This window comes from Komagataeibacter oboediens (genome assembly GCF_003207815.1).
In the GTDB taxonomy this organism is placed as follows: domain Bacteria; phylum Pseudomonadota; class Alphaproteobacteria; order Acetobacterales; family Acetobacteraceae; genus Komagataeibacter; species Komagataeibacter oboediens.
The window spans coordinates 1-2,986 of sequence record NZ_NKTX01000136.1 but is presented as its reverse complement, the minus strand read 5'-3'; the positions used below and the strand labels follow the sequence as shown (position 1 = coordinate 2,986).

Sequence of the window (2,986 nt, the reverse complement as noted above, 5' to 3'; positions counted from 1 at the left end):
ATCCGTGACTGGTTGGCCAGGCGCCCGCGCTGGCACGTTCATTTTACGCCGACCGGGGCCTCATGGATCAATCAGGTGGAGCGGTTTTTCGCTCTCGTCACTGAAAAGCAGATCAGGCGCGGCATTCACCGTTCGACCGAAGCCCTGGAGGCCGACATCAGGGCTTTCATCGCCGTCCATAACGAACAGCCCAAGCCCTTCAAATGGACCAGATCCGCCGACGACATCCTGCAGGCCGTCAAGCGATTCTGCCTCCGTACTACCAAAATCAGCGAAACTTCAGAATCAGGACACTAGTGAGGCACATGTTTGATATTGCAATTCACTATCAATTGCTAAATAAGCTACCGGGAACCATCACAGTGTGAGCTTTGATAATGAATCTTCGTGCGCTTTGCCTGAGCACCATCTGCGCCTCCACTCTGCTGGCAGGTGTGGATGTCCCGGCGGCATCTCACGCTGCAACAGGGGGAGAGATTACCGTACCGCAGAAGGTGAAACCGACCTTTGCCCCCCGTGTGCACTCAGCCCATGCCCCAGAAAAAAAAGCGAAGGCAGGGGACGAAGGCAGCCCGGACGCGAACAGGCATGAGGATATAGTCGTCACCGCCGCGCGCAGGAACCGCATGTATGTCAGCAGCGGTGGGGATCTGGGCGCGCTGGGCAAGAAGAAAGGGCTGGACGTGCCCTTCAACATCCGCAGCTACAATTCCAGCCTGATCCTGAACCAGCAGTCACAGACACTGGGCGATGTGCTGCTGAACGATCCCACCGTGCGCACGACAATGGGGTATGGCAATTACGCGCAGCTGTTCCAGATCCGTGGGTTCACGCTGTATGGCGATGACGTGGCGATTGACGGCCTGTATGGCGTCACCCCACGGCAGCTTGTCTCGCCCCAGCTTTATGATTCGGTGCAGGTGCTCAATGGCGCCAGCGCGTTCCTTAATGGCGCGGCCCCCGGTGGCTCGGCCATTGGGGGTAACGTCAACCTGATCCCCAAGCGCGCGGCGGCGACGGATATCACGCGCATCACCGGCGATTATACCAGCGGCGGGCAGGGCGGTGGCGCATTTGATATCAGCCGTCGCTTTGGTCGCGACCATGCCTTCGGCTTCCGCTTCAACGCCGCGGGCATGGATGGACAGACGGCGATCAAGGGCGAACGGCGTGATGACGTGGCCCTTGGCGCAGCCTTTGACTGGCACAATGATGACACGCGCATCGACATGAACATGAATTACCAGAAACAGCAGGTTTATGGCGGGCGCAGCGCCATCATCGTCTCCAGCCTGGCCGATGGCATGCCCGCGCCCAAGGCGACCGCGCCATCGGAAAACTGGGGACAGCGCTGGGCCTATACCGACCTGAGCTACCTGTTCGGCACGCTGAACATCGAACATGATTTTGGCAGCCACATTACGGCGTATGGCAAATTCGGCGCGCAGGGCGGCAATGAAATGGGCAATTACGCCACCACCACGCTGACCAATTCCCGCACCGGGGCGGGCACCGTGGGCGCCATGGCGGATGCGTACAACGTCATGAACGAGGCCACGCAGGCCGGTATCCATGCGCATGTCACCACCGGCCCGATCAAACATGAAATCAACGCGGGCGGGTCGGCGATATGGGAGGAATCAGACGCCGCCTATTCCATGAGCCTGACATCACAGGCGGGTAACATCTATCACCCCACGCAGTTCACCCCGCAGGAAACCTATAGCGGCGGCAGCCTGAACAATCCCGGCCGGGTGGCGTGGAACAAGCTGTACAGCCTGTTCCTGTCCGATACCATGACCTTCTGGCACGACCGTATCGCGCTGACGGGGGGCTTCCGGTACCAGGACATCCTGTCGGATTCCTTTGCCTATGGCACCGGCACGTTGAGCACCCATTACGATGCGGCGGCGTTCTCCCCCGTCATCGGGCTTGTCATCCATCCGGTCAAACATGCCGCCCTGTATTTCAACCGTATTCAGGGCCTGTCGGCGGGGCAGACGGTGGGCGCAACCTACGTCAATGCCGGGCAGGTCTTTGCCCCGTACCAGAGCACCCAGTACGAAGTTGGCGCGAAATATGACGTGGGCCGCTTTGCCGCAGGTGTCGCGTTTTTCCAGACTGCCATGCCGCAGGGCATGACCGAAGCCTACGGTAATACCGGGCAGATGCTGTACACACAGAATGGCCGACAGCGTAACCGGGGCATGGAACTGACCTTCAATGGCGAGATCCTGCGCGGCCTGCGCTTCAACGGTGGCCTGACGTTGATTGATGCAAAGCAGCTGAATACGGCGGGCGGCGAATATAACGGCAAGACCGTTATTGGCGTGCCGAACTACACCATTAACGGCAACCTTGAATACGACGTGCCGTTCGTGAAGGGACTGACGCTGGTGGGCCGTGTCATTAGCACCGGCAAGCAGCAGTTCAATAACATGAACACGACGCACCTGCCCGCATGGTCACGTTTCGACCTGGGGGCACGCTATACCTTCCTTGCAGCAAAGAAACCACTGACCGCGCGCTTCGAGGTCGATAACATCGGCAATCAGCGGTACTGGGCATCGGTTTACCAGAGCGATCTGGTCATGGGGGACCCGGAGACCTTCAAGTTCTCGATCAGTGCCGATCTGTAAAAAAACGGACAGAAGTAATAAAAGCTTCGCCCGAAACTGCTTTGTCCTGAATTGTGGTTTCCGGCCGCAACCATGATCGTGACCGGAAACCGTATGTGGTATTAGCACTACTTTGGCAGAATATGTTGCGAGGTCTGGAGTAGAAGGTTTCCACAGTGCGGGCATTGCCCGGTGGGTAGTCGCAGGATGCGATCAAGAATGGCCTGTCGTATTGCTGGCAGACTGGGCTGTGGCGGTGGGCCGGTGATTCTTTTTTTTCCGCCCGACCGCCGTAAGGCGCCGGGACTGGAGAAAGGCGTAGGCCATCATGGACATCAGGGCGTGTCGGTGCAGGCCTGTCCATGATC

At 58.8% G+C, this 2,986-nt stretch carries 1 protein-coding gene and 2 pseudogenes; 2 read left to right on the top strand and 1 reads right to left on the bottom strand.

The annotated features are described in order from the left end of the window. Nucleotides 1–297, top strand: a pseudogene (locus CFR80_RS17465) (IS630 family transposase); the annotation flags it as partial. Nucleotides 298–377: 80 nt separating this feature from the next. Continuing rightward, on the top strand, nt 378–2,639 hold the full coding sequence (locus CFR80_RS17460; protein WP_110507804.1) for a TonB-dependent receptor: 2,262 nt from the start codon (nt 378–380) through the stop codon (nt 2,637–2,639). Nucleotides 2,640–2,831: 192 nt separating this feature from the next. Here CFR80_RS17460 and CFR80_RS17455 read toward each other — a convergent pair. Continuing rightward, a pseudogene (locus CFR80_RS17455) lies at nt 2,832–2,986 on the bottom strand (IS701 family transposase); the annotation flags it as partial.

Bases quoted from the DNA above. Each gene is read 5' to 3' on its own strand.
- CFR80_RS17460 (WP_110507804.1), top strand. From the start codon at position 378: ATGAATCTTCGTGCGCTTTGCCTGAGCACCATCTGCGCCTCCACTCTG.